Annotated in this window: 23 protein-coding genes; 8 read left to right on the top strand and 15 right to left on the bottom strand. The window is 73.6% G+C overall.

The features are described 5' to 3' along the window. Positions 1-92 precede the first annotated feature (92 nt). Entirely contained in the window at positions 93-1316 is a 1224-nt protein-coding gene (locus tag HOO61_RS08320; protein ID WP_172258268.1) for a GAF domain-containing protein, read from the top strand. Between the two features lie 147 nt (positions 1317-1463). Continuing rightward, positions 1464-3089, top strand: coding sequence for a CHAP domain-containing protein (locus HOO61_RS08315; protein ID WP_172258267.1), 1626 nt, complete (start codon positions 1464-1466; stop codon positions 3087-3089). 7 nt (positions 3090-3096) lie between these two features. Here HOO61_RS08315 and guaB read toward each other — a convergent pair whose 3' ends face one another. From guaB to groES, 3 genes are all read right to left on the bottom strand, one after another. Beyond that, the gene (gene guaB / locus HOO61_RS08310; protein WP_172258266.1) at positions 3097-4599 is read right to left on the bottom strand and encodes an IMP dehydrogenase; all 1503 of its coding nucleotides are present in this window, start codon (positions 4597-4599) and stop codon (positions 3097-3099) included. Between the two features lie 113 nt (positions 4600-4712). After that, on the bottom strand, positions 4713-6335 hold the full coding sequence (groL, locus tag HOO61_RS08305; RefSeq protein ID WP_172258265.1) for a chaperonin GroEL: 1623 nt from the start codon (positions 6333-6335) through the stop codon (positions 4713-4715). A 137-nt stretch (positions 6336-6472) separates the two neighbouring features. Next, the gene (groES, locus tag HOO61_RS08300) at positions 6473-6766 is read right to left on the bottom strand and encodes a co-chaperone GroES (RefSeq protein WP_056605525.1); all 294 of its coding nucleotides are present in this window, start codon (positions 6764-6766) and stop codon (positions 6473-6475) included. A 189-nt stretch (positions 6767-6955) separates the two neighbouring features. Between groES and HOO61_RS08295 the strand changes: the two genes are divergently transcribed. Then, positions 6956-8146 carry a methyltransferase domain-containing protein gene (locus tag HOO61_RS08295; protein WP_172258264.1) on the top strand — a complete coding sequence of 397 codons (1191 nt, stop codon included), beginning with the start codon at positions 6956-6958 and terminating at the stop codon, positions 8144-8146. A gap of 25 nt (positions 8147-8171) precedes the next feature. Here HOO61_RS08295 and HOO61_RS08290 read toward each other — a convergent pair whose 3' ends face one another. Both HOO61_RS08290 and HOO61_RS08285 read right to left on the bottom strand, forming a co-directional pair. Continuing rightward, positions 8172-9962: a glycoside hydrolase family 3 N-terminal domain-containing protein gene (locus tag HOO61_RS08290; RefSeq protein ID WP_172258263.1), complete on the bottom strand. Its 1791-nt coding sequence runs from the start codon at positions 9960-9962 to the stop codon at positions 8172-8174. A gap of 31 nt (positions 9963-9993) precedes the next feature. Then, a complete protein-coding gene (locus HOO61_RS08285; RefSeq protein WP_172258262.1) occupies positions 9994-10452 on the bottom strand; it encodes a GNAT family N-acetyltransferase in 459 nt (152 codons plus the stop codon). An 83-nt stretch (positions 10453-10535) separates the two neighbouring features. Between HOO61_RS08285 and HOO61_RS08280 the strand changes: the two genes are divergently transcribed. Then, the gene (locus HOO61_RS08280) at positions 10536-11096 is read left to right on the top strand and encodes a TOPRIM nucleotidyl transferase/hydrolase domain-containing protein (protein ID WP_172258261.1); all 561 of its coding nucleotides are present in this window, start codon (positions 10536-10538) and stop codon (positions 11094-11096) included. Between the two features lie 6 nt (positions 11097-11102). Here HOO61_RS08280 and HOO61_RS08275 read toward each other — a convergent pair whose 3' ends face one another. Beyond that, a complete protein-coding gene (locus HOO61_RS08275; protein WP_172258260.1) occupies positions 11103-11723 on the bottom strand; it encodes an MBL fold metallo-hydrolase in 621 nt (206 codons plus the stop codon). Continuing rightward, the gene (locus tag HOO61_RS08270; protein ID WP_172258259.1) at positions 11720-12889 is read right to left on the bottom strand and encodes an S-(hydroxymethyl)mycothiol dehydrogenase; all 1170 of its coding nucleotides are present in this window, start codon (positions 12887-12889) and stop codon (positions 11720-11722) included. Before HOO61_RS08270 ends, HOO61_RS08275 begins: the two co-directional genes overlap by 4 nt. A gap of 165 nt (positions 12890-13054) precedes the next feature. Here HOO61_RS08270 and HOO61_RS08265 point away from each other — a divergent pair, with 165 nt between their 5' ends. Then, positions 13055-13600 carry a SigE family RNA polymerase sigma factor gene (locus HOO61_RS08265; protein ID WP_172258258.1) on the top strand — a complete coding sequence of 182 codons (546 nt, stop codon included), beginning with the start codon at positions 13055-13057 and terminating at the stop codon, positions 13598-13600. Next, a complete protein-coding gene (locus HOO61_RS08260; protein WP_172258257.1) occupies positions 13597-14841 on the top strand; it encodes a hypothetical protein in 1245 nt (414 codons plus the stop codon). The genes HOO61_RS08265 and HOO61_RS08260 overlap by 4 nt, the downstream gene beginning before the upstream one ends. Before the next feature lie 6 nt (positions 14842-14847). Here HOO61_RS08260 and HOO61_RS08255 read toward each other — a convergent pair whose 3' ends face one another. After that, positions 14848-15507, bottom strand: a complete 660-nt coding sequence (locus HOO61_RS08255) for a hypothetical protein (RefSeq protein WP_172258256.1) — start codon at positions 15505-15507, stop codon at positions 14848-14850. Positions 15508-15623: 116 nt separating this feature from the next. Here HOO61_RS08255 and HOO61_RS08250 point away from each other — a divergent pair, with 116 nt between their 5' ends. Next, entirely contained in the window at positions 15624-16070 is a 447-nt protein-coding gene (locus tag HOO61_RS08250; RefSeq protein ID WP_172258255.1) for a hypothetical protein, read from the top strand. Beyond that, on the top strand, positions 16070-17581 hold the full coding sequence (locus HOO61_RS08245) for a hypothetical protein (RefSeq protein WP_172258254.1): 1512 nt from the start codon (positions 16070-16072) through the stop codon (positions 17579-17581). The genes HOO61_RS08250 and HOO61_RS08245 overlap by 1 nt, the downstream gene beginning before the upstream one ends. A gap of 71 nt (positions 17582-17652) precedes the next feature. Here the strand turns inward: HOO61_RS08245 and tsaD are convergent, their stop codons facing one another. Genes tsaD through HOO61_RS08210 form a run of 7 tightly spaced genes read right to left on the bottom strand, consistent with a single transcriptional unit; the run spans position 17653 to position 24362 of the window. After that, positions 17653-18699 (bottom strand): tRNA (adenosine(37)-N6)-threonylcarbamoyltransferase complex transferase subunit TsaD, encoded by a 1047-nt coding sequence (gene tsaD, locus HOO61_RS08240; RefSeq protein ID WP_172258253.1) that lies wholly within the window; start codon positions 18697-18699, stop codon positions 17653-17655. Beyond that, complete coding sequence (locus HOO61_RS08235; protein WP_172258252.1) at positions 18692-19147, bottom strand: GNAT family N-acetyltransferase; 456 nt, start codon at positions 19145-19147, stop codon at positions 18692-18694. The genes tsaD and HOO61_RS08235 overlap by 8 nt, the downstream gene beginning before the upstream one ends. Next, positions 19144-19782, bottom strand: a complete 639-nt coding sequence (gene tsaB, locus HOO61_RS08230; RefSeq protein ID WP_172258251.1) for a tRNA (adenosine(37)-N6)-threonylcarbamoyltransferase complex dimerization subunit type 1 TsaB — start codon at positions 19780-19782, stop codon at positions 19144-19146. Before tsaB ends, HOO61_RS08235 begins: the two co-directional genes overlap by 4 nt. Before the next feature lie 23 nt (positions 19783-19805). After that, positions 19806-20696 (bottom strand): tRNA (adenosine(37)-N6)-threonylcarbamoyltransferase complex ATPase subunit type 1 TsaE, encoded by an 891-nt coding sequence (gene tsaE / locus HOO61_RS08225; protein WP_172258250.1) that lies wholly within the window; start codon positions 20694-20696, stop codon positions 19806-19808. Beyond that, entirely contained in the window at positions 20693-21760 is a 1068-nt protein-coding gene (locus HOO61_RS08220) for an alpha/beta fold hydrolase (RefSeq protein WP_172258249.1), read from the bottom strand. The genes tsaE and HOO61_RS08220 overlap by 4 nt, the downstream gene beginning before the upstream one ends. Beyond that, the gene (alr, locus tag HOO61_RS08215; protein ID WP_172258248.1) at positions 21757-22953 is read right to left on the bottom strand and encodes an alanine racemase; all 1197 of its coding nucleotides are present in this window, start codon (positions 22951-22953) and stop codon (positions 21757-21759) included. Before alr ends, HOO61_RS08220 begins: the two co-directional genes overlap by 4 nt. A gap of 8 nt (positions 22954-22961) precedes the next feature. Continuing rightward, on the bottom strand, positions 22962-24362 hold the full coding sequence (locus HOO61_RS08210) for an NAD(P)H-hydrate dehydratase (protein ID WP_172258247.1): 1401 nt from the start codon (positions 24360-24362) through the stop codon (positions 22962-22964). Positions 24363-24370: the final 8 nt, after the last annotated feature.

Here is a 24370-nt window from a genome sequence, read left to right as displayed (position 1 = left end):
CGCCTACGCTGGTGTGACCGAGCACACACCTCGCACGCCCGGTGGCGACAGGGTTGCGAGACGTTGCAACGGCCCGGCCCGGAGGGACATCCATGACCGACCGCGAGCTGCACCGCAGCCGTGAGGCCGCGATGTCCGGTGCTGCGCGCGGACCGCGGGCCCGCACCGAGATCGCTGCGTCGTGGCGGCGGGTGGCCGCCACCGGCCTCGACCCGGGTGCCGGCGCCGAGATCCCGCCGCTCGTCGAACTCGAGCTGGAGCGCCGCCGTGCCGCGAGCGGCCTGGCCGACCTGGTCCCCCGCCTCGCCGAGTCGCTCGCACCCGTCGTCGACGCCGGCCAGCTGGTGGTCGTGGCCGACGGCGAGGGACGCGTGCTGTGGCGCCTGGGCAGCAGCGCGGTGCGGCGGATGGCCGACGACCTCGGCTTCGTGGGCGGCTCGGCGTGGACCGAGGCCAACGTCGGGACCAACGCGATCGGCACCGCCCTCGTGCTGGGCGCGGCCGTCCACGTGCAGGGGCCCGAGCACTTCGTCGAGTCGCACACGCAGTGGGGCTGCGCCGCGGCGCCGCTCGTCGACCCGTGGACCGGACGCACCCTGGGCGTCCTCGACGTGAGCGGACCCAGCCGGGGCATGCATCCTGCGGAGCTCGCGCTCGTGCAGCTGGCGGCGCAGATGACGTCGTCCGAGCTGGTCGCCCGGCACCGCGCCGACCTCGACCGGCTGCGGGCACGGGCCGCTCCCCTGCTGGCCGGCCTGACCGGCGATGCCCTCGCCATCGACCACGCCGGGCACCTCGCCGCCGCGATCGGCAGGCGCAGCCCCGACCGGGTGGCGCTGCCCGACCGGCTCGTCGCCGGGCGGGTGTGGCTGCCCACGCTCGGCCACGCCACGGCCGAACCGCTCGACGGTGGCTGGTTGCTGCGCCTCGAGGGCGGCGAGGAGGTCGAGTCATCGACGTCGTCGCTGGTCCTCGAGCTCGACGGCGACCCCCGCCTGCGCGTCACCGGCTCCAGCGGCTCGTGGTCGCGCAGCCTGTCACCACGCCACGCCGAGATCATGCTGTCGTTGCTGGCCGCCGGTCCGGAGGGACGGACGGCGACCCAGCTCTCCGAGGACCTGTTCGCCGACCCCGGCCGCACCGTCACCGTCCGTGCCGAGATGTCGCGGCTGCGCCGGCTCGCAGGCAGCCTGCTGCTCTCCGCGCCCTACCGGCTCGCGCCCGGCCTGGCGACCGAGGTCCGCGGCGACCGGGTGTCGGCCCTGCCGCGCTCCTCCGCCCCGGTCGTACGCCGGTGGCGCGCCGCTGCTGCGTGAGGCTTCGGCAACGGCTCGTGCACAGCTCGGCAAAGCCGGTCACGCGTTCCCGACGCCCTGCCTACCGTCGTGCAGGTGGGGGGACGAGGGAGCAGAAGGCTCGCGCGCGTTGTCGCGGTGACCTGCCTGGCGAGTGGGGTGCTGGGTGTGGGCGCCGCGGCAGCGCACGCGGCCGACGACTACCCGTGGGCCTGGCAGGGCCAGTGCCCGATCCTGCCGCTGCCGGTGATCGAGGAGCCCGAGCCGACTCCTCCGCCCGCACCGCCCGCCACCGATCCCGCCCAGCCCGGCCAACCGGCGCCCGCCGTCGTGCCTCCTCCGCCGCCCCCGCCGCCTCCGCCGGTCCTCGACCCGGTGTCCGGCCACCTCTACGACCCGCGCGGCCCGCGACCGACCTGCGCGCGGAACGTCTGGTCGATCAACGGCTCCATCGGCGACCCGTGGGGATTCGTCCTCCGCAACTGCACCAGCTTCGTCTCGTGGCGCCTGCACGAGCGCAACGGCCTCGCGGGCTTCGCCAACCACTTCCGGGGCGAGCACTGGGGCAACGCCGACAGGTGGGACGACGTGGCGCGCCGGCTGGGCTACCGGGTCGACTCCGTGCCCGCCATCGGTGCCGTCGCGCAGACGGACGCGGGCCGCGTCGGTCACGTGGCGTGGGTGAGCGCGATCGGCCCCGGCACGGTGACGATCGAGGAGTACAACCACGCCACGCCCGGGGGCTACGGCACCCGCACGGTCCCGGTCGGCGACTTCCGCTACCTCCACCTCGCCGACGTCGCCCCCTCGCCGCTGGTCGGCTCGGACCGGCCCGTCGTCTCCGCGCCCGACGTCCGCGGCGGCTCCTGGACCGCGCGCGTCGACGACAGCGGCACCCTGCTCGTGGCCGCCCCGGGCCGTCCAGCCCGGACGGTCGGCGCGCGGGGCGCCTTCACCCCGGTCGTGGCCCCGGCACTGAGCGTCGACCACCGCGGCCGGCCGTGGGTGGCCGCGACAGCGCGCGACGGCCGGGTGCTCGCCGGTACGGCGCGGCGTGGGCGCCAGGTCCTGCGCGTCGTCGGCACGTCGGCGCCGACCGCGAGCCCCGCGCTCGCGCAGTCACGCACCCGACGCCCGGTGCTCGCGACCGTCTCGGCGGACGGCACCCTCGTCACCCGGCGCCTGACCCGCGCGGGTCGCTGGAGCCGTCCCGACCGCGTGGGGCGGCCGGCGTCCTGGTCGACCCACACCGCGCCCGTGCTCGGCAAGGACGCGACCGGCCGTACGTGGCTGGTGGCGGTCGGCGCCGGGGGCGCCACCTACGCGCAGTCGCTCGAACGCGGCCGCCTGCAGCGGCTGGCCGGACCGGCGGGGTCGCCCACCTCGACGCCAGCGCTCACCACCGCCGGCGACGGCACCACATTGCTGCACCAGGTCGCCGCGACCGGACGCCTCGTCGTACGCACCCTCGCCGGTCGTCGGTGGACCCGGCCCGACACGCTGGCCGGGCAGTGGTCGCCGTACGCCTCACCGGCCGTGGGCGAGGCCGGCGGGGGCCTGCACGTGGTGGCCACCGACGGCACCGGGGCCGTCGTCGTGCGGAGCGCCGTCCGGGGTCAGCCCCGCCTGCCGGTCCGCGTGCGCGCCCCGCGCGACCTCACGCGCTCGCCCGCTCTGGTGACGCGTCGCGAGGCCGGCCTCTTCGTGGTGACGCGCTCCGGACCACGCCTGCTCGCCCGACCGACGCCGGCCGTCGTCGACCCGCTGCCGAGCCGACCCGACACCACCCGCTGAGGGCTGGTCAGCTGCCGCTGTAGTTGGGCGCCTCGACCGTCATCTGCACGCCGTGCGGGTGGCTCTCCTTGAGCGAGGCCGACGTGATGCGGACGAACCGGCCCTTGTCCTGCAGCTCGGGGATGGTGCGGGCGCCGACGTAGAACATCGACTGGTTGAGCCCGCCGACGAGCTGGTGCGCGACGGCGGACAGCGGACCGCGGTAGGCGACCTGGCCCTCGATGCCCTCCGGCACGATCTTGTCGTCGCTGGCGACCTCGGCCTGGAAGTAGCGGTCCTTTGAGTACGACTTCTTGCCGCGGCTGCTCATCGCGGCGAGCGAGCCCATGCCGCGGTAGGACTTGAACTGCTTGCCGTTGACGAACACGACGTCGCCCGGCGACTCCTCGCAGCCGGCGAGCATCGAGCCCACCATCACCGCGTCGGCGCCGGCGACGAGTGCCTTGGCGATCTCCCCGGAGTGCTTCATGCCGCCGTCCGCGATGAGCGGGACGCCAGCGGGCTTGGTGGCCAGGGACGCCTCGTAGACGGCCGTGACCTGCGGGACGCCGACGCCGGTGACCACGCGGGTGGTGCAGATGGAGCCCGGCCCGACGCCGACCTTGACCGCGTCGGCCCCGGCGTCGACGAACGCCTGGGCGCCCTCGCGGGTGGCGACGTTGCCGCCGATGACCTGCACGTGCTTGGTCGCCGGGTCGGTCTTGAGCCGGCGCACCATGTCGAGCAGGAGGTGCACGTGCCCGTGGGCGGTGTCGGCGACGAGCACGTCGACCCCGGCCTCGACGAGGGTGGTGGCCCGCTCCCAGGCGTCGCCGAAGTAACCGATGGCGGCGCCGACCAGCAACCGGCCGTCGGCGTCGTAGGACGCGTGCGGGAACTGCTCGCCCTTCACGAAGTCCTTGACGGTGATGAGGCCGCTCAGCCGGCCCTCGCCGTCGACGAGCGGCAGGCGCTCGCGCTTGTGGGCCCGCAGGAGCGTGGTGGCCTCGTCGCGGGAGATCCCGACGTGCCCGGTGATCAGGCCGTCGCGGGTCATCACCTCGTCGACCTTGGTGGTCGCCCACTCCGCGACGGGGGTGAAGCGCAGGTCGCGGTTGGTGATGATGCCGAGCAGGTGGTTGTCGACGTCGACGACGGGCAGGCCCGAGACGCGGTACTCACCGCACAGGCGGTCGAGCTCCTCGAGGGTCGCGTCGGGGCCGATGGTGACGGGGTTGGAGATGATCCCGGTCTGGGTGCGCTTGACCAGGTCGACCTGGCGGGCCTGGTCCTCGATGGAGAGGTTGCGGTGCAGGACACCGATGCCGCCCTCGCGGGCCATCGCGATCGCCATCCGCGCCTCGGTGACGGTGTCCATCGCGGCGCTGATCAGCGGCACGCGGATGGAGATCTCGCGCGTGAGGCGGGTGGTGGTGTCGATGTCGCTGGGGGCGAGGTCGGACTCCCCCGGCAGCAGCAGCACATCGTCGTAGGTGAGGCCGAGCGCAGCGAACTTCTCCGGGATCTCCACGGGCCCATTCTACGGGCGGGAGCGGCGGGTCGGCGACGCCCCCGTACGGCGGACAGGCCCGCACCGGAGTCCGGTGCGGGCCTGTCGCGGTCGAGCTGTCGAGCAGGTGGCGGTCAGTGGCCGTGGCCGTGACCGTGGCCGGCGGCGGCCGCCGGCTCCTCCTCCTCGGGCTTGTCCACGACCAGGGTCTCGGTCGTGAGCAGCATCGCGGCGATCGAGGTCGCGTTGACCAGCGCCGAGCGGGTGACCTTGACCGGGTCGAGGACGCCCTGGGCGACCAGGTCGCCGTACTCGTCCGTGGCGGCGTTGTAGCCGTTGCCGACACCGAGCTCGCGGACCTTGGACGTCACGACGTAGCCGTTCACGCCACCGTTCTCGGCGATCCAGCGCAGCGGCTCGTCGGCGGCCTTGCGGACCACGCGGACACCGGCGGCCTCGTCACCGGTCAGGCCGAGGTTGTCCTCGAGCACCGACACGGCGTGGATGAGCGCGGAGCCACCGCCGGGGACGATGCCCTCCTCGATCGCGGCGCGCGTCGCGGAGACGGCGTCCTCGATGCGGTGCTTCTTCTCCTTGAGCTCCACCTCGGTGGCGGCGCCGACCTTGATCACGCAGACACCGCCGGCGAGCTTGGCGAGGCGCTCCTGGAGCTTCTCGCGGTCCCAGTCGGAGTCGGTGTTCTCGATCTCGGCCTTGATCTGGTTGACGCGGCCGTCGACGGCCGTGCGATCGCCCGCACCGTCGACGATCGTGGTGTTGTCCTTGGTGATGACCACGCGACGCGCCTGGCCGAGCACCTCGAGGCCCACCTGGTCGAGCTTGAGGCCGACCTCGGGGGCGACGACCTGGCCGCCGGTGAGGATCGCGATGTCCTGCATCATCGCCTTGCGGCGGTCACCGAAGGCCGGGCTCTTCACTGCGGCGACGTTGAAGGTGCCGCGGATCTTGTTGACCACCAGGGTGGACAGCGCCTCGCCCTCGACGTCCTCGGCGAGGATGAAGAGCGGCTTGCCGGTCGCGATGACCTTCTCGAGCACCGGGAGCAGCTCCTGGATCGAGGAGATCTTGCCCTGGTGGAGAAGGATGTAGGGGTCGTCGAGGACGGTCTCCATCGACTCCGGATCGGTGACGAAGTAGGCCGAGATGTAGCCCTTGTCGAACTGCATGCCCTCGGTGAACTCGAGCTCGGTGCCCATGGTGTTGGACTCCTCGACCGTGATCACGCCGTCCTTGCCGACCTTGTCGAAGGCCTCGGCGAGCAGGTCGCCGATGTGGCTGTCGCGGCTCGAGATCGTGGCGACGGACGCCATGTCCTCGCGGGACTCCACCTCGCGGGCCGCCTCGCGCAGGGCGTCGCCGACGGCCTCGGCCGCCGCGTCCATGCCGCGCTTGAGACCCATCGGGTTCGCACCGGCCGCGACGGCGCGCAGGCCCTCGTGGACCATGGCCTGGGCCAGGACGGTGGCGGTGGTGGTGCCGTCACCGGCGATGTCGTTGGTCTTGGTGGCCACCTCCTTGGTGAGCTGGGCACCGAGGTTCTCGAACGGGTCGTCGAGCTCGACCTCGCGAGCGACGGTCACGCCGTCGTTGGTGATCGTGGGGGCGCCCCACTTCTTGTCGAGGACGACGTAGCGGCCCTTGGGGCCGAGGGTCACCTTGACGGCGTTGGCGAGGGCGTCGACGCCGCGCTCGAGGGCGCGGCGGGCGTTCTCGTCGAACTCCAGGATCTTGGGCATCTAAGTGCTCCTAGGGAGAAATGAAAAGGACCTGACGTGCCTGGCGCCCGGCTGGCAAGGCGCCGCCGCGAAGGCGACCTCTGAGCGAAGCGGGTCATCGAGCGGCGGCAACGCCGCCAGCCGGGATGCCAGGTGCGTCAGGAGACGACGGCGAGGATGTCGCGGGCGGAGAGAATGAGGTACTCCTGGCCGGCGTACTTGACCTCGGTGCCGCCGTACTTGCTGTAGATGACCTTGTCACCCACGGCGACGTCGAGCGGGACGCGGTTGCCGTTGTCGTCGATGCGACCGGGACCGATCGCCACGACCTCGCCCTCCTGGGGCTTCTCCTTGGCGGTGTCCGGGATGACCAGGCCGGAGGCCGTGGTCTGCTCGGCTTCGAGCGTCTGGACGACGATGCGGTCCTCGAGGGGCTTGATGTTGACCGACACTTCGGATCAACCTCCACTTTCTCTTTCAAGAGATCATCAGGACGTGGGCTCGTGGTCCGGCGGCACGCCGTCGCGGGGGTCGTGCCAGGCCCACGAGCGTTGGCATTCTCGGGGTGAGAGTGCCAGAGCAGACGCTAGCACTCTGCCCAATCGAGTGCTAGCGGGTGTCGCCGCTGACAGGATGACGGCGTGGAGATCGAGACGCTGGACTGGCTGCGCACGGTCGACGGTGCCGAGCTGCTGGCCGCTGCCGCCCAGGCCTGGACGGACCACCCGGGAGACCCGGTGCGGGTCGCGGGCGTCGTACGACGTCTCGAGCCCGACGCCGAGAAGGCCGCCGCGGCCACCACCCAGGCGCACCTGCGGACCAGGGCGGTCGCGAAGTTCGGTGAGGCCGCCCACCTGATGTTCTTCACCCCCGACGCGCTGGAGCAGGCGACGCGCACGCGAGTGGCGGACCACCGGGCCGCCCGGCTCGCTGCCGCCATCCCCGGCGGCAGCGTCATCGACCTCGGCTGCGGGATCGGCGGCGACCTGATGGCGTTCGCGCGCGCCGGGCTCGTCGCGGGCGGGGTCGACCTCGATCCCGTGCGCGTGGCGATGGCGCGTGCGAACCTCGAGGCCCTGGGCCTCCCCGGGGCCGCGCAGGTGGGTGACGCGACGACGATCGACCCGCGTGCGTTCGACGCCGCCTTCGCCGACCCGGCGCGACGGGGTGGTCGCGGCCGGGTGTTCGACGTGGAGGGCTGGACGCCGCCGTGGGCGTGGGTGCTGGACCTGCTGGCCCGCCGCTCGCTGGTGAAGGTCGCGCCGGGCATCGGGCACGACCTCGTCCCGGTCGGCGTCGAGGCGGAGTGGGTGAGCGACGGCGGTGACGTCAAGGAGGCCGTGCTCTGGTCGCCGGACCTGTCGACCACCGACCGTCGCGCCACCGTCATCGGCGAGCACGGTCTCGCGACGCTCACCGATGAGGACTCGCCCGCCGACGGGGAGGCGGGGACGGAGGTCCGCGAGGTCGGGGACTACCTCTACGAGCCCGACGGCGCCGTGATCCGCGCCGGGCTGGTGACCGCGGTCGCCGCCGGCGTCGGCGGTGGGCTGGTCGACCCCCACATCGCCTACGTCACCAGCGACGCCTCGTTCCGTACGCCGTTCGCGCGGGGCTACCGCGTCGTCGAGCACCTGCCCTACCGCGAGAAGCAGCTCCGCGCCGCCCTGCACGAGCGCGGGATCGGTCGCCTGACGATCAAGAAGCGCGGGGTTCAGGTCGTCCCCGAGGAGCTGCGCAAGCGGCTGGCCCTGCGCGGGGACGCCGAGGCGACGCTGGTGCTCACCCGGGTCGCGGGGCAGGGGACGGCACTGCTCGTCGAGCCGTTCTGAGCGGTCCCGCCGGTCCCGCGTTGCGTCAGCAGCCCGGCCGCGCGACGCCCGCCACGGTCACGGGCAGCCGACCCGGCGCCGCGGCCTGTCCGGTCAGCACCTCGACCAGCACCTGCATCGCCGCGGGCGTGTCCCCGTAGGTCGCGATCCGGGTCGGGGCTCCCACCCGGCCCAGCACCCACGGGCTGTCGGTGGCCACGGCGACGTCGCCGTCGACCGGGGCGTCCCTGAACCCGGTGAAGCCGACCTGCGTGCCCGCGGCCAGCCGGGCCTCCTCACCGGCGTTCCACGCGTCGAGGCGCCGCTCGCGGCGTGCCTCGGCCTTCTCCCAGGCACGGAGGCGCTTCTGGAAGGCGCGCTTGCGCTCCTTCTTCCTGCGCTCGGGCCGCGGCTTCGCCGTCGTCAGGTCGGCCGGCGGCGAGCGGCGCGCCAGGACGGTGATCCCGGCAGCCTGGGCGGCGGGCGTGAACGTCCCCACCGCCCCCGGGTCGCCGTACGCGTGCACGGCGTCGCCGACCAGCCGGCCCGAGCACGCGCCGTCGGTGACGGTCACGGCGGCGGCGGACAGGCGGCGCGAGGCAGCCTGCGCCGAGCCGCTCGCCTCACCGGGTCCGGAGAGGTGCGTCAGCAGGGCGATCTGCCGGGCGGCTGCCTGCTCGAGGCGGCGACGGGGCAGGCCGCCGGTGCGCACCGCACGGACCAGCGCAGCCCGGGCCACGGCCGGCGACGGAGGCATGAGCAGCACGTCCGACCCCGCGCGCAGGGCCTGCACCGCCGTACGTCCCGGGTCGCGGCCGCGCGTGACGGCTGCCATCTCGAGCGAGTCGGTCACCACCAGGCCCTGGAAGCCGATCTCCTCGCGCAGCAGACCTGTGACGACCTCGCGCGACAGGGATGACGGCACCCGGGGGTCGATGGCGCGGACGTCGAGGTGGCCGACCATGACCGCCGGGAGCCCGGCCTCGACACCGCGGGCGAAGGGGACGAGGTCGGACGCCTCGAGCTCGGCCCGCGTCCTGGTCTGCACCGGCAGTGTCAGGTGGCTGTCGGCCGGCACGGACCCGTGTCCCGGGAAGTGCTTGATGACCGGCACCACGCCGGCTGTGCTGAAGCCGGTGGCCGCTGCGACGACGTGCTCGGCGACCACGGCGGGGCGTGACGAGGCCGACCGTGACCCGATCGTCGGGTCGCCGGGGCCCGAGGTGACGTCGGCGTCGGGTGCGAAGTCGACGGTGAAGCCGAGCCCGCGCAGCTCGGCGGCGCCGGCGGTGTACGCCTGCTGCGTGAGCCCGGGGTCGTCGGCGGCGCCGGCGCTCATGAAGGCCGGAAACCGGGTCGCCGCTCCACGCAGCCGCTCGACCACGCCGCCCTCCTGGTCGACGCCGAGGAAGAGCGGCCACTTCCGTCGGACCTGGCTCGTGAGGGTCCGGTTGACGGCCCGGACCTGGTCGGCCGAGGCGACGTTGGCGCTGAAGGCGATGACCCCGCCGAGGTGCAGGTCGCGCACCATCCGCACCGGAGCCGCGGTGCCCTGCCAGTCGGCGACGATGACCTGTCCCGCGAGGTCCGGCAGCCTCATCCGGCCGACGATCCGCGCCGCCCGGTCCAAATCCTCCCGGACGGGGCCCCAGCCCTCGGCCAGCCCGAGCGCCTCGGACGGCGTCGGCGGGACGGTCGGCGTGCTCGTCGCAGCCGCGCTCTCGGTCGACCGCTCCTCGTCCCGACCCGGGTCCTGGCCGTCGCACGCGGCCAGGGAGGCGACCATCGCGAGGAAGGCTCCGAGGCTCGCCAGGTGGGAGGCCGGTCGCGAGCGCATCGCGCCATGGTGGCACGGCACCCCGGATCACTCACCGCCCGTGGCGGTCCGGACGCTCCCAGGGCCAGTCGACCTCGAGCCAGCCGGCCACGGCATCCGCCAGCGGCTGGTCGAGCGCGGCGCGGTCCGCGCGCACCCAGGACTGCACCTCCACGTCATGCTCGGGCGACGCGGACGGGTAGAGGTAGACGCACCCGATCACCTCCGCGCTGTCCGGGTCGAGGACGGTGAAGGTGAACCCGCGTCGCGCCTCGAAATCCGCCGCGTGCCGCTCCAGGTCGGCGCGGTTGTCCTCGAGCGACATCCCGTCCACGGGCGGCCAGGACCCGTCCGGGTAGCCGGGGGTCGCGCGGATGTGCGCGATGCTCGACGTCCACGCCGCATGGTCCGACTCGTTGTGCTGCGGCCCGAGCGGCTCGAGCACGACGTCGTCGGTCGCGAGGTGCGTGGGCGGGTCGAAGTCGGCGGGCACGAACGACGGGCTGGTCATGCCCGCGACGCTAGGACCCGCCCGCGCACCCGACAACGGAATATCGCTCGGCGCGCGGTGGCGACGGAGGGTTCACTGGACGCGTGCACACCACCGTCCTCGTCGAGGGTCACAGCGACGCCGAGGCACTGCACGCGCTCGCGAAGACGTACGGACGCGACCTAGCCGCTGCGGGCATCGACGTGCGGCCGATGGGTGGGATCACCAACATCCGGGCCGTCGCGACGAGCCTGCACGCCCACGGCCACCGGTTGGCGGGCCTGTACGACGCTCCCGAGGTGAGGTTCGTGCGCCGCGGCCTCGCTGCCGCGGGCGTCACCGCGGACGAGGGCGCCGACCTGGAGCCGCACGGCTTCTTCTGCTGCACTCACGACCTCGAGGCGGAGCTCCTGCGCGCGCTCGGCACGGCGCGCGTCGAGCGGGTGATCGCGGCGGCCGGCGAGGCCCGCTCGCTCGAGCGGCTGGCGCAGATGCCGGCGCAGGCGGGCTGGTCGCGCGAGGACCTGCTCGCGAGGTTCATGACCTCGAGGAGCGGCCGCAAGGAGAGGTACGCCCGACTGCTGGTCGAGGCGATGCCCCGAGGGAGCGAGCCGGCACCTCTGCGCGCGCTGCTCGCCCACCTCGGGGTCGGACCGGTCGGCTGACGATCGTCAGACGTTGGCCCTCTCGTCGCCGATGGTGGTGTCGGGACCGTGGCCGGTGTGCACGACGGTCTCGTCGGGCAGCTCGAGGAGCCGGCGACGGATCGACTCCTTGATGAGGTCCTCGTCGGAATAGGAACGACCCGTGGCACCCGGACCACCCTGGAAGAGGGTGTCACCGGTGAAGACGCAGCCGAGGTCGTGGACGTAGAGGCACACCGCGCCCGGCGCGTGGCCCGGCGTGTGGATGACCGTCACCGCCGCGCCGCCGACCGTCAGCGTCTGGCCGTCGGCCAGGTCGACGTCCCACAGCTCGGCCCCCTCCTCGTCACCACCGTGGGTCAGCTCCCACAGGGGCCGGTCGTCGGGGTGCAGCAGGATCGGCGCGCCGGTACGCCGACGCAGCTCCGGCGCGACGCGGACGTGGTCGTCGTGCGCGTGCGTGCACACGATCGCCTTGACGGTCCGGCCGGCGACGACCTCGAGGATCGCGTCGACGTCGTGGGGAGCGTCGATGACCAGGCACTGCTCGTCATCGCCGATCACCCACACGTTGTTGTCGACGTCGTGCGTCTCCCCGTCGAGGGAGAAGGTGCCCGAGACGACGGCGTGGTCCACGCGCGCGGTCACGACGGGGTCCCCGCGGAGACGGGAGCGGAGCGAGCGTCTTCGTGGGGTGTCAAGACCACCACCGAGCGCAGCACGTCGCCGCCGTGCATCTTCTCGAAGGCGGCCTCGACGTCGCCGATGCCGATCTCCTCGGTGACGAAGGCGTCGAGGTCGAGGCGGCCCTGCTGGTAGAGGTCGACCAGCATCGGGAAGTCGCGCGAGGGCAGGCAGTCGCCGTACCAGGAGGACTTGAGAGACCCACCGCGGCCGAAGACGTCGATGAGCGGGATGACGGGCACCTTCATCTCCGGCGTGGGCACCCCGACCAGGACGACGGTCCCGGCGAGGTCGCGCGCGTAGAACGCCTGCTTCCACGTCTCCGGGCGACCGACCGCGTCGATCACCACGTCCGCGCCACCCTCGTGGCCGGTGCCGTCCGGCGGCGGCGTCAACGAGCGGATCGCCTCGACCGCGTCGACCTCGCTGGAGTTCACGGTGTGCGTGGCGCCCAGCGAGCGCGCCTTCTCCAGCTTCCGGTCGTCGATGTCGACGGCGATGATCTTCGAGGCTCCCGCGAGCGCCGCGCCGGCGATCGCGGCGGCACCGACGCCGCCGCAGCCGATCACGGCGACCGTCGAGCCACGGCCCACGTTGCCGGTGTTGATCGCCGCGCCGAGCCCGGCCATGACGCCGCAACCGAGCAGACCGACAGCCGCAGCCCGCGCCGAGGGGTCGACCTTCGTGCACTGTCCGGCCGCGACCAGGGTCTTCTCCGCGAACGCGCCGATGCCCAGCGCCGGCGAGAGCTCGGTGCCGACCAGGTCGCCCTCGGCGAGCGTCATCTTCTGGGTCGCGTTGTGGGTGGCGAAGCAGTACTGCGGCTCGCCACGGTTGCAGGCCCGGCAGTCGCCGCACACCGCGCGCCAGTTCAGGACGACGAAGTCACCCGGCGCGACACCCGTGACGTCAGGGCCGACCGACTCCACCACCCCCGCGGCCTCGTGGCCCAGCAGGAACGGGAAGTCGTCGTTGATGCCGCCCTCCCGGTAGTGCAGGTCGGTGTGGCACACCCCGCAGGCCTGGATCGTGACCACCGCCTCGCCCGGGCCGGGGTCGGGGATGTTGATCGTGGTGAGCTGCACCGGCTCGCCCTTCGCGAGCGCGACGACGGCCTGGACCTGCTGCATCGATGTGCCTCCTGTGAGTGGGGTCGACCCGAGCCTGCCAAACGTCTACCAACCAGATGCAACCACCTGCCCACGAGCCGCGTCCTCACCCCGACACACCACGCCGGAGAACACGCGGACCGACAACAGGACTGGAGGTGGAGGATGGGCGCCACACTCGTCGACATGGGAGCGCAGGACCGTCGGGGCGACCTGTCCGACAAGGACGCCGACTTCTCGGCGTACATGTCGGCGCGCCAGCCGGCGCTGTACCGGACGGCGTACCTCCTCGCCGGCGACCACGCCGGAGCCGAGGACCTGCTGCAGACGGCGTTCGCCAAGCTCTACCTCTCCTGGGACCGGATCCGCGACCGCGAGGCCCTCGACGGGTACGTCCGCCGGATCATGGTCAACGAGAACAACTCGCTGTGGCGTCGGGCGTGGAAGCGGCGCGAGCACGCGACGGACACGATGCCCGAGACCGGGGCGCTCGACACGTACGACGACGGCATGGGCGGGGTGCTCTGGTCGTTCGTCCAGACCCTGCCGCCCAAGCAGCGCTCCGTCGTCGTGCTGCGCTACTACGAGCAGCTGAGCGAGGCCGAGATCGCCGACGTCCTCGGCATCTCCGTCGGGACGGTCAAGTCGCAGGCCAGTCGTGCGCTGGCCGCGCTGCGGGCACGCGCCCCCCACTCCCTCCACCCCCACGAGTCCGGAGACGATTCCCGATGAGCCCCACTCCCCTCGAGGACCAGGTGCAGGAAGCGCTGCACCGCACCGCCGACCCGGTGGAGCGCGCACCCTTCACCGTCACCGACGTCCGGACCCGCGCCCGACGCATCCAACGCCGACGGACCGCCGTCGCAGGAGCAGCGGTCGCCGCGGTCCTGGCGATCGCAGTACCGGTCGGCGCGAACATGGTCGGTCCGACCCCGCGGAGCGAGGTCCCGCCCGTCACGCAGCCCCCGGCCCCGAGGATCACGGAGACGGTGCGCATCGACCCGCTCAGCGCGGCCGTCGGCGGCGAGCTCTCGCTACCCCTCATCGACGTGAACGAGCAGCGCCTGGTCGTCGCCGGGGAGACCGTCGACCTCCCGCGACGCTACGACCAGCTGACGCCGTACGCCGACGGCTGGGTCGGGATCACCTTCATCGACCCCCAGGACGAGGGCGCCGTCGGGGTCCAGGTGCTCGGTCCCGACTTCGAGGTGCTGGAGGAGGCGTCGCCGACCAGCCACCTCGCCGTGTCGACGGACGGCTCGCGGATCGCCTGGGCCGAGCACGACGGAGAGCGCTGGACGGTCGTCGAGCGCGACCGCGACGGGACCCGGGAGGAGCGCCGGACCTCGCTTCCGCCGGGGCCCGCGGACGCCCGCGTCCGGCCGGTGGGCTTCCTCCCCGGCGACGCGCTGCTCATGGGCACCACGGACCCGGCGACCGGCCAGGAGTCGGCGCTCGTCGTCGGTCCCGACGGCAGCACCTCCCCCCTGCCCGGCTCGCTCCGCGTGGGCTCGTCGTCCGAGGTCACCGCGCTCATCTCGGTCCAGACCCGGTTCACCGGCGACGGCTCCTGCTGGCAGGTGCGCGACGCCGGGGCCGGCGGCGCGACGGTCTGGCGGACGTGCGACTACTCGCTCCTCGGCTTCAGCCCCGACGGCCGCCACGTGCTCGGCTTCACCGACTACCTGACGGCAGGAGGCTCCCCCACACTGGCGGTCCTCGACGCCGCGACCGGCGAGCGAGTCGTCGACTTCGAGGTGGCCGGAGCCCGGACCGGCGTCGTCGCCATCAACCCCGAGGTGGCCTGGGAGGACGACGGCACGGTCGTGGCGACGCTCGTGACCAACCAGCGGCAGTACGTCGTACGGCTCGGGCTCGACGGCACCGTCGAGCGGGTCGGCGGCGAGGGCCTCGACGTCGCCCCCGGCGATGTCGCGCTCAAGCTCGCCGCTCCCGGCGTCACACCCGGCTGAGGGAGATCACAAGCGCATCCGCGGGCTGGAGTAGCTCGCGATCACCGACTGGAACAGCTCCTGCTGCACCTCGTCCGGCACCTCGAGGTCGAAGTTCACCTGGACCTTCGTGACGTGGTTGTCCTCCCACAGCGTGGCGGCGTGCATGTCGTAGTACTTGTCCCTCGCGGTGTAGTAGCCGGAGGTGAGCCCGCCCATGAGGACGTCGTCCTGCTTCTCGTAGCCCTTCGGCTTGCGCCCGCGCGTCCAGAAGTACTTCTCCGCCTGCTTCGGCGTCAGCACGTCACCGCCCGTCGCGACCACGCTGAGCAGCACGCCGCCGCTCTTGCCGTCCACACGCCCGAGGGCGGAGTCGACGACGACGGAGTCGAAGGTCTGGTACCAGCCCTTGGGGATGTTCACCCGGATGTCGCTGACCTCGAGCCGCGGTCCGGAGGCGGGCTCGGCCGTCTCGGTCTCGGGCACGAGCAGCGGCTCGGTCGGGCTCGGGGTCAGGCTCTCCGTGGGGTCGTCGGTAGGGGACGCCGACGAGGTCTCGGCACCGGACGGGTCGGTCCCGCCGTCGCCGCCCCCGCACGCGCCGAGCGCCAGCACCGCCAGGATCGAGACCGCCACGGGCACGGTTCCGCGTCCACCCATCGTCGTACCCCCGAGTCGTCGTCGCACGGCCAGACGGTAGCGGACCCAGCACTTCGCGCACGTTTCGCGACCGGACGGGATGATCTGTGAAAATGCGCCGCACAAGTGGTTTCGCCGTCTCGAGCGGCGGGAATGGGGGACGCATGCTGACCGCTGCCGACGTAGGACTCGTGACCGATGTGATGAGGGGCATCAACGCGCCCGAGAGCCTCATCCAGAGCATCACCGCACTGCTGACCAGCACCTCCGACGGCCTCGGTGGCACGAGGGTCACCCCCGTGGGGACGGAGCACTTCGGCGGCTCCACCACCGGCCACCGCCTCGGCGTGAACGCCCAGATGGCGCACCAGGAGGCCGAGGACGAGTTCCAGAAGCTCGCCGACTCCCTGCGCGGCTACAGCGACGCCATCAAGCTCTGGGCCGACGAGGTCCAGGGCGTCGACGGCAGCACCAACGCCGAGATGACGACTCGTGCGGCCGCGCTCGCCCAGGTCAACGACACCATCGACCACGCGCGCGACCAGTCCGCGAGCAGCACCATGGGCGACGGCCGGTACACCGAGCCGCCGGCCGCAGGGGACGGTGCCTGATGACCCACGGACCCGAGCGCGCCCGCCTGCGCACCTACCTCACGGGCGCCAAGGACGAGGCCAGCGACCTCGCGGGCGACAACTGGAGGCACTGCGGCTACATCCTCGCCGAGACCGCCGAGGTCCTGCGCCGCGGCGCCAGGCAGGTCCGCGACGGTGAGGGCGAGGGCCAGGAGGGCGGCCTGTCCGGGATGATGGCCGACGCCCTGCTGGCGGCCTTCGAGGCGTCGTCGTCCAGCATGGAGGAGAAGGGCACTCGCCTCGTCGCCGGCGGCGACGCGCTCAAGGACACCGCGCGGGTGATGGCCAACGCCAAGACCGCCGAGGCGGGCATGGCCGACCTCCAGCAGCCGCCGCCCTACACGGCACCCACCCCGTCGCCGGGCGCACCGCCCACGCCGGAGGAGATCCAGGCCGAGGCCACCAAGCGGCAGGCCGCCAACCAGGAGATGGCGTCCTACAACGCGGCCCGGGCGGCACAGGAGGCCGCGGCCGCGCAGTGGACGCAGAAGCTCGACGCCGTGTTCCTCGGCTCGATCCCGCCGATGAAGGCGATCCACGGACAGCCCGACCCGACCGAGCCGCCGCCGTCCGTGCCCAGCAGCCCGTCCAGCCCCTCGCTCCCCGTGACGCCCTCGACCCCCGGCACGCCCGACCCGACCACTCCAGACCGTCCCGGTGGCGAGACCGGGGTTCGGACCGACGGCGTCGTCCGGGGCGAGCCGGTCTTCGAGGAGGACCCCGAGAAGCCCGAGCGGCCCGAGAAGCCCGAGCGACCCGAGAAGCCGGTGGACCCGGTGGACCCGGTGGACCCGCAGCAGCCGCGCAACCCGATCACCACCCCGACCCACCCGACGCACCCGACCGACGTCCCGGGCCCCACGACCACCGTGGGCGGTTCGTCCCAGAGCGGGGTCACCTACAACCCCACCGCGGGGCAGGCTCCCGGCGGCGTGACGGCTGGCGGGTCGACCGGCGGCGTGAACGCGGCTGCCCTGGGCGCTGCGGGTGCCGCCGGCGGCGCCAGCGGCATGGCCGGCGGCATCCGCGCCGGTTCGGCTCCTGCCCCGACCGGCGGCTCGCCGGCCCGCCCGATCGGCGCGACCGGTCGCAGCGCCAGCGCGGGTGCGCTCTCGCGTCCCGCCGGCGCCACCGGCTCGGCAGCCTCACGCGGCGCGTCGGCCGGCAGCCCGGCTGCCCGCGGCGCCTCGGCCGGCTCCTCCGCTGCTGCCCGCGGCGCCGGGTCGGCCTCCGCCCGCGGCGCGGGTGCTGCCGGCGCCCGTGGCGCCGGCTCCGCCGGCGGTCGCGCGGCCGGCTCGGCCGGTGGCCGCGGCGCTGCCCAGGGCTCCGGTGGCCGGGGCTCGAGCGGTGCTCGCGGGGCGGGTGCCGGCGGCGCTTCGGGTCGCGGCGGCCGCAAGGGCGACCGTGACCAGGCGACCGAGCGCGACAGCCTCGTCTACGAGCAGGACTGGCTCGGTGACGACGACGTCGCTCCCGGAGTCCTCGACTGAGCATCGCCTCGTTCGGGTGTTCGTGATGCAGGTCCCCGCTCTCGGGCGGGGGCCTTCGTCATGTCGGCCCGTCAGGCGACGACGGTGGTGATCGGCTGTGAGGAGTCGGCCGGCAGGTCGAGCAGGGACGGCGTACGACCTCGGGCGACGAGCTCGGCACCCAGGGCGGCGACCATGGCGCCGTTGTCGGTGCACAGGCCCGGCCGCGGCACGCGCACGCGGATGCCCTGCGCTGCGGCCCGCTCCTCGGCCATCGCGCGCAGCCGGCTGTTGGCGGCCACACCGCCGCCGATGAGGATGTCCTCGATCCCGCGACTGGTGGCCGCGTCGATCGCCTTGCGGGTCAGCACGTCGCACACCGCCTCCTGGAAGGACGCCGCGACGTCGGCGACGTCGATCGTGGCGCCCTCACGCTGCTGCGTCTCGACCCAGCGCGCAACGGCGGTCTTGAGCCCGGAGAAGGAGAAGTCGAAGCGGTGCCGCTCGAGGTCGCGGCGGCTGGTGAGACCACGCGGGAAGTCGATGGCGACGCTGTTGCCGCTGCGCGCCTGTTTGTCGATGTGGGGCCCGCCGGGGAACGGCAGGCCGAGCAGCCGGGCGACCTTGTCGAAGGCCTCCCCCGCCGCGTCGTCGATCGTCGAGCCCATGGGCTCGACCCCGACGGTGACGTCGGTGACCTCCAGCAGGCTCGAATGGCCACCGGAGACGAGCATGGCCAGGCACGGCTCGGGCAGCGGACCGTGCTCGAGCTGGTCGACCGCGACGTGCGCAGCGAGGTGGTTGACGCCGTAGATCGGCTTGCCCAGGCCGAGCGCCAGTGCCTTCGCGCTCGCCACGCCGACCAGCAGCGCCCCGGCCAGGCCGGGGCCGCTGGTGACGGCGACGGCGTCGATGTCGCTGAGCGCGATGCCGGCCGTCTCCGCGGCGCGCTCGATCGTCGGGACCATCGCCTCGAGGTGGGCGCGGCTGGCGACCTCCGGCACGACGCCGCCGAAGCGGGCGTGCTCCTCGACACTGCTGGCGACCGTGTCCGCCAGCAGGGTGTGCCCCCGGACGATGCCGACCCCCGTCTCGTCGCAGGAGGTCTCGATGCCGAGGACCAGCGGCTCGTCAGTCATGGGCCGTCGCCGTGTGCTCGCGGGCGGCGCCCGGCAACCAGCGACACATCACCAACGCCTCGGACCCGTCGCGGTAGTAGTGCGGGCGCACGTCGATCACGCTGAACTGCCGCGCCACGTAGAACCCGAGGGCAGGGGCGTTGGCCACGCTCACCTCCAGCAGCATCCGCGAGGCGCCCTCGGTGTCGACGAGGAGCTCGTCGAGCAGTCGCGAGGCGATGCCGGTGCGCCGTGCGTCGGGACGTACGCCGATGCGGAGCAGGTCGACGATGTCGCCCGCGGTCATCGTGACGGCGTAGCCGGAGAGGTCGTCGGCGACGACGAAGCGGCGCCCGAGGCCCTCGATCTCCTGGCGGACGAGCTCCTCGCTCCACGCGTCGGGTCCGAACAGCTCCTGCTCGAGGGCGACGAGCGCCGGCAGGTCGGCGAGGGTGGCAGGTCGGATCACGACACGGGCTTTCTGGGTGCGCCGGCGACCGCGTCGGGGCGGCGCAGGTAGAGGGGCTCGGGGTCGAGCAAGTCTACGAGCTCGGACACGACGCCCGCAGCCAGCCAGCCAGCGCTCGGCCGGACGGGGGCGATCGCGTGCGTGAACGCGTCGGGGTAGAGCTCGGGGCCGGCGCCCGCCACGGGAGCGTCGGTGGCGACCTCGGCCGGCCGGGTGACGACCGGCCCCTCGAGGCGCCGGGCGTCCGCGTCGTAGGAGGCGAGGTAGACCTCCTTGCGTCGCGCGTCGGTGGCGACGAGGAAGCTGCCGGGCGTGGTGCGGCTGCCGACGACCTCGAGCGCGACGGCGTCGAGGGAGCAGACGCCGTAGACCGGGACGTCCAGCACGAACCCCAGGGTGCGTGCGGTGACCACGCCGACGCGCAGCCCGGTGAACGGACCGGGGCCGACCCCGACGGCGACGGCCGTGAGGTCCTGCCGGACGACGCCCGCCTCGCCCATGCAGCGCTCGATGAGCGGCGCGAGGTGCTCGCCGTGCTTCATCGGCTGCTCGGACGAGTGCTCGACGACGACCCGCTCACCGTCGTGGAGGGCGACGGAGACCAGCGGGGTCGCGGTGTCGAAGGCGAGGAGCACGGCGCCGAGGCTACTGGTCGAGGCTACGAGCCGACGATCCAGCGCAGCGAAACCCGGCGTGGGTCGAGCTCGTCGGTGGTCGGTGCGTGGCCGACGGCGCGCTCGATGACGACCTCGAGTCGCGAGTCGGCGAGGCTCGCGGCCAGGCCGGCTCCCCACTCCACCACGGTCACGGCGGAGTCGAGGGAGGCGTCGAGGTCGAGGTCGTCGAGCTCGTCGAGACCGCCGAGGCGGTAGGCGTCGACGTGCACGAGGTCGGGCCCGTCGCCCAGGGCCGGGTGCACACGGGCGATGACGAACGTCGGTGAGGTCACGCCCCCGCGCACTCCCAGGCCCTCCCCGAGGCCCTGGGTGAAGGTGGTCTTGCCGGCCCCCAGCTCGCCGGTCAGCACCACGAGGTCGCCGGCGACGAGGCCCGAGCCCACGCGGGCGCCGAGGTCACGCATCGTCTCGGCGTCGGGGGCGTCGAAGGTCGTGCCGAGCCACCGGGCGAGCTCGACGTAGGGGCTCGTGCCCCCGGTGACGACGAAGTCGTGGGCCTCCCAGAAGGCGACCGTGCCGGGCAGCTCCTCGCGGGCGACGACCCGCACCGCCGAGCGGCCGGTGGCCGCCTCCACGGCGGCCTCCACCAGCGCGGAGGCCACCCCCCTGCCCTGGGCGTCGGGCGTCACCCCGAAGCGACGCAGCACCAGCCCGTCGGGGTCGGGGTCGAGGACGACGCATCCCACGGGCCGGTCGTCGAGCACGGCGAGCAGTCCCCCGCGCCGGGCGAGCAGGCGCCGTACGGAGCCGAGGTCCTCGCCGAGCGCGTCGGCCGGCGGGTCGAGCACGGGCCGTGCCCCGAACGCCGCCTTCACGACCGCGAGCACCTCGGCGGCCGCCTCGGGACCCACCCGGCGTACGACGACGCTCACAGCAGACCCTGCCCCTGTGCGAGGGAGATCAGGTCGTCGAGCTCGGCGGTGACCTGCTTGTGCTGCTCCAGCAGCACCATGTGACCGGCGCCCTCGCACTCCAGCAGGCTCGAGCCCGGGATCCGGCTGTGCAGCTTGCGGCTGTGCCCGATGGAGGTGATCTTGTCCTCGGTGCCGCAGATGATCGACGTCGGGACGCGGCCGAGCGGCTCGAGGTGGTCGAAGTGGTCGAGGGTCGCGAAGGCGGGGTAGAAGTCGGCCACCACCGCGAACGGCGTCGCGTCGAGCATCGAGAAGACGAACTCGACGTGCGAGGCGGGGACGGGGTCGGTCCCGAACGCGTAGCGGTCGGTGAACACGTCGGCGACTGCGTGGCCCCACGCGCGGGCGAGGTCGACGATCTTGTGCCCGCGGTCGAGGGTGCGCACGGCGCGGCCGACGAACCGCCCACCGAGGCCGAGTGGCAGCATCGGGAACAGGATGCGACCGGGGTCGAGGCCACCGGCCGTGGTGGACATCAGGGCCGCGCCGACCACCTTGTCTCCGAACAGCTCGGGGTAGTGCTCGGCGAGGGAGATGACGCTCATCCCGCCCATCGAGTGGCCGACGACCACGCACCGGCCCGGCACCGTGTGCTCGATGACGCGGTGGAGGTCGTGGCCGAGCTGCTCGATCGTGCAGTGCTCCTCGTCGGAGCGTGCCGACCGGCCGTGGCTGCGCTGGTCGTAGAAGACCGTGCGCACCTGGCCGCGGTAGGCGGCGCGCTGGAAGTGCCAGCAGTCGAGGTTGAGGGAGTAGCCGTGCACGAACACGACGGTGAGGTCGTCGTCGGTGGCGGGCAGGCCACCGAAGTCCTCCGGCTCGTCGATCTCGACGTGCAGGTCGACCGCGTCGTCGGTGACGACCACACGCGGCGCGCTGTGGAGCTCACCGAACTCCACCTCCTCGCCGGCGACACGGTTGCCGATGACGCGGTTCTGGCGCGCGATGCCCACGGCGCCGGCAGCAGCGGCCAGGCCGGCTGCGCCCACGACGGTGCCGAAGATGCGGCCCTTGATGCTCAACGGGTGGCCCTCCCGGAGACCTCGGTCTCGTCGGTGTCGGGGTCGGTCTCGATGTCGATGTCGGTGTCCGTGTCGACGTGCCGGCGGGTCAGCCGACCGCCGACCCGGGTCACGATCTCGTAGCTGATCGTGTCGACGGCGTCGGCCCAGTCCTGCGCGGTGGGCTCGCCACGGTCGCCCGGGCCGAAGAGGACGACCTCGGTCCCGGTCGGCGGCAGCTCGCCGTGGAGGTCGACGACGAGCTGGTCCATGCACACCCGGCCGCGGATCGGTCGCTGCGAGTCCTCGACCCAGACGTGGGCGGTGTTGCCGGCGGCCCGCGGGACCCCCTCGCCGTAGCCGACGGGCACGACCCCGATGGAGGTGTCCTCGTCGGCGTGCCAGGTGTGCCCGTAGGAGACCCCCTCCCCGGCCCGCACGACCTTGCTCATCACGAGCCGGGCGCGGACGGTCATGGCGGGCCGCAGCCCGATGCGTGGGGTGGTGCCGGGCGCCGGGTCGAGGCCGTACGTCGCGATGCCGCAGCGGACCAGGTCGAAGTGCGACGAGGGCCGCAGCAGGGCCGCGGCGGAGTTGGCCAGGTGGGTGACGTCAGGGTCGAGCCCCGCTGCGTCGGCCAGCGCGAGTGCCTCGCGGAACGCCGCCTCCTGGGCGTCGTTGGCCGGGTGGGCGGGCTCGTCACTGGCGGCGAGGTGCGACCAGAGGCCGGTGACCGTGATCCGCCCCTGTCGCTCGAGGTCGCTCGCGACCGCGAACAGGTGCTCCCACTCCGAGCGGGGCGCTCCTCCACGCGACAGGCCGGTGTCGACCTTCAGCTGCACGCGCGCGGGGCCGACCGCGGCGATCTCCTCGAGCTCGGCCACGGAGTAGGCGGTCAGCTCGATCCCGGCCTCGACGGCAGCGGCGAAGTCGTCACCGGGGGCACTGAGCCAGCAGAGCAGGTGACCGTGGTCGCCCGCGGCGCGGAGGGCGAGCGCCTCCTCGAGGGTCGCGACGCCGAGCCAGTCGGCGCCTGCGTCGCGGGCGGTGGCGGCCACCTCGACCATGCCGTGCCCGTAGCCGTCGGCCTTGACGACCACCATCAGCTGGACGGGACCGTCGACGCTCACGAGGTCCTTGAGGATGCGGACGTTGTGCCGAACGGCAGCGAGGTCGACGACGATCTCGGCGCGTGAGGGCACGGGATCGCTCATGCGAGCGATCATCCCAAACCTTGCAGCGTGTCGCGCACCAGCCGCGGGATCTGGACCGCGACGCGGCTCGCGGTCAGCGGTCCTCCTCCGGCCGCCTGGGTGGCGGCGGCCCCGTGCAGCCACGACCCGACGGACGCGGCGTCGTACGGCGCGAGCCCGACGGCCAGGAGGGCCCCGACCAGGCCGGCGAGCACGTCGCCGGCCCCGGCGGTGGCGAGCCACGGCACCCCGGTGGTGGTCACGCGCACCCGTCCGTCCGGGTCCGCGACGAGGGTGTGGTGGCCCTTGAGCAGCACCACGCAGCCGAAGCGGTCGGCCGCGGCGCGCGCGTGCGCGAGCGGCGAGGCCTCCACCTCCTCGCGCTCGACCCCCAGCATCGCGGCCAGCTCGCCGGCGTGGGGGGTCAGCACGGCGCCGGGCAGCGGACCGTCGACGTGGCGCAGGGCGTCGGCGTCGACGACGACCGGTACGTCGTCGGCGCGGGCCTCGGCCAGCATCGTGCCGGCGTCGTCGCCACCGCCGGGACCGACCACCCAGGCCTGGACGCGGCCCTCGCCGACCACCTCGGGGTGCGCGCTGCGCACCGTGTCGGCAATGGCGTGCGGCCCGGCGTAGCGCACCATCCCGACCAGCCCCGTGTTGGCTCCGGCGACGGCGAGCAGCGCGGCACCCGGGTAGGTGCCCGAGCCCGCGCGGACGCCGACGACGCCGCGGGTGTACTTGTGGGCGACGACGTCGGGCCGCGGCAGCAGCTCACGCACGTCGGCGGGCTGCAGCGCCTCGACGGCCGGGGCGCCCAGGTCGGTCTCGTCGAGGCCGAGGTCGACGAGGTGGACGGTGCCGCTCGCGAGGCAGGCGGGGTCGACGAGGTGGGCGACCTTGTGGGTGCCGAAGGTGACCGTCAGGTCGGCGCCGACGTGCGGACCGTCGAGGGTGCCGCCGTCGACGTCGACCCCGGACGGCACGTCGACCGCCACCACGGGCACCGCGGGGAAGCGCTCCAGCGCCGCCATCGCGTCCGGCCGCAGCCCCGGACGACCGCCGATGCCGACGATGCCGTCGATGAGCACGTCGGGAGCAGGGTGCAGGACGTCGAGGTCGCGGGTCGCCCGTCCGCCGGCGGCCTCGAACGCGGCGAGCCCGGCGGCGTGCACGCGGTCGGCGAGCAGGACCGCCTCGACGGCCGCGCCGCGCGCTGCGAGCCGCGCGCCGGCCCACAGGGCGTCTCCACCGTTGTCACCGGGTCCGACGAGCAGGAGCACCCGCCGGCCGTAGCCGCCGCCGAGCAGGTCGAGGACGGCGGCGGACAGGCCTGCGGCGGCGCGCTGCATCAGGGCGCCGTCGGGCAGGCGTGCCATCACGGCCGCCTCTGCACGACGTACGTCCTCGACGAGGTGGGCGCGCAGCACGGCAGCTC

This window comes from Nocardioides sp. zg-1230 (assembly GCF_013155335.1).
Taxonomy (GTDB): domain Bacteria; phylum Actinomycetota; class Actinomycetes; order Propionibacteriales; family Nocardioidaceae; genus Nocardioides.
Note: the sequence above shows the minus strand (reverse complement) of the source record. Positions and strands in the feature narration are given on the sequence as shown.

Excerpts from the sequence above, each read along its gene's own strand:
- HOO61_RS08320 (WP_172258268.1), top strand. The coding sequence starts at position 93 with ATGACCGACCGCGAGCTGCACCGCAGCCGTGAGGCCGCGATGTCCGGT.
- groL (WP_172258265.1), bottom strand. The coding sequence starts at position 6,335 with ATGCCCAAGATCCTGGAGTTCGACGAGAACGCCCGCCGCGCCCTCGAG.
- HOO61_RS08290 (WP_172258263.1), bottom strand. The coding sequence starts at position 9,962 with ATGCGCTCGCGACCGGCCTCCCACCTGGCGAGCCTCGGAGCCTTCCTC.
- HOO61_RS08285 (WP_172258262.1), bottom strand. The coding sequence starts at position 10,452 with ATGACCAGCCCGTCGTTCGTGCCCGCCGACTTCGACCCGCCCACGCAC.
- HOO61_RS08270 (WP_172258259.1), bottom strand. The coding sequence starts at position 12,889 with ATGCAGCAGGTCCAGGCCGTCGTCGCGCTCGCGAAGGGCGAGCCGGTG.
- HOO61_RS08265 (WP_172258258.1), top strand. The coding sequence starts at position 13,055 with ATGGGAGCGCAGGACCGTCGGGGCGACCTGTCCGACAAGGACGCCGAC.
- HOO61_RS08260 (WP_172258257.1), top strand. The coding sequence starts at position 13,597 with ATGAGCCCCACTCCCCTCGAGGACCAGGTGCAGGAAGCGCTGCACCGC.
- HOO61_RS08250 (WP_172258255.1), top strand. The coding sequence starts at position 15,624 with ATGCTGACCGCTGCCGACGTAGGACTCGTGACCGATGTGATGAGGGGC.
- HOO61_RS08245 (WP_172258254.1), top strand. The coding sequence starts at position 16,070 with ATGACCCACGGACCCGAGCGCGCCCGCCTGCGCACCTACCTCACGGGC.
- tsaD (WP_172258253.1), bottom strand. The coding sequence starts at position 18,699 with ATGACTGACGAGCCGCTGGTCCTCGGCATCGAGACCTCCTGCGACGAG.
- alr (WP_172258248.1), bottom strand. The coding sequence starts at position 22,953 with ATGAGCGATCCCGTGCCCTCACGCGCCGAGATCGTCGTCGACCTCGCT.